Below are 2,874 nucleotides of genomic sequence, written 5' to 3' on the forward strand. Positions count from 1 at the left end.
GGTGAGGCCTCCGCTATTGCTCGACGAGGACTCGCCGAGTGGTGGTCGAGGGCTCGTCGGTGCATCTGCTATAGGTTGGATATAAGAGGGGTGCTTGATCGTTGGCTTATCAATCTTCTGGTGATGCCAGCCATTGACATGCAGGTACAGCTTCGACGAGTGCGTGTAGACCGATATCAAACCATTCGAGTCCAGCTCGCCGAGTAGACCAGCAACTTGATCTGCGGTGATGTCATCGCCTGGAAACACAAGCGCTTTAAGGGTCTTTGGCGACAGTGGGTGGTTGCCCGCGTCATCACAGAAATTCCACACGCCGATGAACAGGAGGCGAGCGAGGGCGCTGCACTCCATAACCTGTTCACTGGTCCAGAACTCGGGTTTTACAGTTCGTATACGGGCCATTACCTGGCCTCCTGAAGAAGCTCGGTAATCTCGCGTGACGACATGGTGTGACATGACACGTTTGGAGAATGAGCAAAAGGTGTCGTGACACGGCTGGTATTGCCTGGAGCAGTGTTAGTGTTCATAATGGCCCCTTGAGTGTTTTGCGTTTTGAAGAAGCCGGGTTGCAGCCCGGCTTTTTTGTGTCTGAAATTCAGGCTGCCTTCAGCGATTCGCGCAGAACATGCAGCGCCTCGATGGCTTCTAGGATTGCTTTATCGCCTTGGGCTTTTTCGTGCTGGCTGATGTGGTTGTCGGCGGTGGCATCGAAGATCAATCGACCTACGTCGCCGCACTCGGCCGACAAAAGCCCGAGTGCGGCCATCAGCGGCTTGGCAGTAGGCTTCTCGCGTGCAACGAGGTCAAAACCGAATTGGTCGGCGAGCGCCATCAGCGGACGCATGTCGCCGGTATGCAGCAAGACCCCGAACAAATGCTCAATGGTTAGGTGGTGACTTGCGTTGTCAGGGTTCGAGCGCTGGAGCAGGCTCACATGCGCCATGCACATCTTCCCGGCCAGCTCCTCTGCCCCTCCTTCCTTGATGGTGGTGTGGCAAGCCCTCAAGAAATCTTCCATTCGTAAAACCTCACTTCTCTTTCCGTGGCGCCCCAGCCAGTGCTGGAGCGAAACTTTGGTCATCAACTGATCACCCGGCGACAGGGATGTCAGGCTGCCGATTGAGAGCGCTTTTGACGCATGCACAGCTCACGGGCCGTAACCTTTCCGCCCGTCAATTCTTCTGCCTTAAATGCTTTTTCGGCGCCCATGGGATGAATACCTGCCACCCAGTAAGAAACTGCCGCCTGGGAGACGTCGAGAGCCAAAGCTGTTTTGGTTTGCCCGCCAAAGAAGTCGACGAGTTTTTCGATAGGGGTCATATGAGAGCCCTCCTAATAAGCATGCTTATATCCTAAGTAGAAGGACACTTATTTGCAAGCCGATAAGGGAACTTATAAATTTCAGCGGATGAGTACACTCGCCGAACGAATCAAATCCGCACGAAATCACGCCAAGCTGACGCAGAAAGCCCTCGCCTTAAAAGTAGGGGTAGAGCAGCCAGTGATTTCGCAGTTGGAGACAGGAAAGAACCTGCAGAGCGCGCACCTGCCGAAGATTGCGCATGTGTGCGGCGTCAATGCTATTTGGCTATCCGAAAACACCGGCCCGATGAAAGGGGCCAGCGCCGCCGACTCCAACGTCAGTGAGGCCCGCCAGCTCGCTGAATCCTTCCGTTATCCAGTGATCAGTTGGGTAGCCGCTGGCTCATGGGCGGAAGCTGTGGAGCCCTACCCGACCGGTTTCTCCGATCGCTACGAATTCTCCGAATACAATTCAAGGGGTCCCGCATTCTGGCTTGAGGTCAAAGGCGACTCGATGACCTCACCTGCTGGGCAGAGCATCACCGAAGGCACGCTGATCCTGGTGGACACCGAAGTTGAGGCTGCACCTGGAAAGCTGGTGATCGCCAAGCTGCCAGAGAGCAACGAAGCAACGTTTAAAAAGCTTGTCAGCGATGGCGGAAGGCTGTTCTTGAAGCCGCTGAACCCCGGGTACCCAATTGAGCCGTTTGAAGAGCACTGCCGGATCGTTGGCGTCGTCGTGCGGGCGCTGCAGAAATTTTGACGATGCCAAAGAAGCGTCCTGCAGACGCCAAGACAGGAACCGCTGCAGATATCGAATGAACTATCAAGCTCTCAACAAAATGGCTGAACGCCTATGGGGAGATAGTCGATAGACTGAATCCAAAGCCCTGCTGGATGCCTTGAATGGGTTAAACCGGGCGTTGGACCGAATCATGATTAGCGAAAGTCGTAGGGTTGTGACTATCCACTAACGCATTCATAGAACCCGGTCAAATACCGGGTTTTGTGTGTGTGCTCCAGTAAAGAGAACAAACGCGAACAAACGCGCGCTTTCCGGCTTTTCAAAGTATATGCATACAAATACTGTACACATATACAGCCAAGGAAAACCTCATGATCACCTCCCCCAAACCTACACCGAAAACAACTACGCCCTATGAACTAGCCAGGCGTCGCCTACAAGCGCTCGTTGCTACGCCAGGCGCTCAAAAGGTCCAGGCAATAACAGTGTCTAGGCTCGAGCACGAGACCGTCGAAGATTGGCAATACCTCATCGATGAGATCAGCGAGACGGAGGGTGTAATGGTCGAGGTTTTGGAGGGAGGTTCCATCAAGATCAGTTGGCGGCAGTACTGCGAAGCGTGAAAGAAGCCCGCCATTAAGCGGGTTTTTTATCGTCAACACGAAAATATATAAGCGCGCTTATTGACGTTTTGAATAAGCACACTTATATTTTAGCGCAGGCCAACGCCACAACAACCAGCAGCGAAAGCCAGACCGCTCTTTAACAGCCAGAAGACGAACCCTGATTGCGATCAGGGAACAACAACGCGGCACAGCCTGCTTCCG

The 2,874-nt window shown here is 53.7% G+C and carries 4 protein-coding genes and 2 pseudogenes; 3 read left to right on the forward strand and 3 right to left on the reverse strand.

Annotation, left to right across the window (positions count from 1 at the left end; genetic code table 11):
* The 3 genes and pseudogenes from ACRESJ_RS29190 to ACRESJ_RS29200 form a co-directional block, all read right to left on the reverse strand.
* Window positions 1-402, reverse strand: a pseudogene (locus ACRESJ_RS29190) (DnaT-like ssDNA-binding domain-containing protein); the annotation flags it as partial.
* A gap of 193 nt (window positions 403-595) precedes the next feature.
* Entirely contained in the window at window positions 596-1,018 is a 423-nt protein-coding gene (locus tag ACRESJ_RS29195) for a phage regulatory CII family protein (protein ID WP_431760977.1), read from the reverse strand.
* An 89-nt stretch (window positions 1,019-1,107) separates the two neighbouring features.
* Entirely contained in the window at window positions 1,108-1,320 is a 213-nt protein-coding gene (locus ACRESJ_RS29200; RefSeq protein ID WP_431760978.1) for a transcriptional regulator, read from the reverse strand.
* A gap of 52 nt (window positions 1,321-1,372) precedes the next feature.
* Here ACRESJ_RS29200 and ACRESJ_RS29205 point away from each other — a divergent pair, with 52 nt between their 5' ends.
* The 3 genes and pseudogenes from ACRESJ_RS29205 to ACRESJ_RS29215 all read left to right on the forward strand — a co-directional run bounded on the left by ACRESJ_RS29205 (window position 1,373) and on the right by ACRESJ_RS29215 (window position 2,670).
* Window positions 1,373-2,065, forward strand: coding sequence for a LexA family protein (locus tag ACRESJ_RS29205; RefSeq protein WP_431760979.1), 693 nt, complete (start codon window positions 1,373-1,375; stop codon window positions 2,063-2,065).
* A 2-nt stretch (window positions 2,066-2,067) separates the two neighbouring features.
* Window positions 2,068-2,276 (forward strand): annotated as a pseudogene (locus ACRESJ_RS29210) (hypothetical protein).
* A gap of 142 nt (window positions 2,277-2,418) precedes the next feature.
* Complete coding sequence (locus ACRESJ_RS29215; protein ID WP_431760980.1) at window positions 2,419-2,670, forward strand: DUF1654 domain-containing protein; 252 nt, start codon at window positions 2,419-2,421, stop codon at window positions 2,668-2,670.
* Window positions 2,671-2,874: the final 204 nt, after the last annotated feature.

Origin of the sequence: Pseudomonas sp., from assembly GCF_050739655.1 — a bacterium.
Classification (GTDB): Bacteria; Pseudomonadota; Gammaproteobacteria; order Pseudomonadales; family Pseudomonadaceae; genus Aquipseudomonas.

What these genes read in the sequence shown, in the direction of transcription:
- ACRESJ_RS29195 (WP_431760977.1), bottom strand. Translation starts at nt 1,018, where the DNA reads ATGGAAGATTTCTTGAGGGCTTGCCACACCACCATCAAGGAAGGAGGG.
- ACRESJ_RS29200 (WP_431760978.1), bottom strand. Translation starts at nt 1,320, where the DNA reads ATGACCCCTATCGAAAAACTCGTCGACTTCTTTGGCGGGCAAACCAAA.
- ACRESJ_RS29215 (WP_431760980.1), top strand. Translation starts at nt 2,419, where the DNA reads ATGATCACCTCCCCCAAACCTACACCGAAAACAACTACGCCCTATGAA.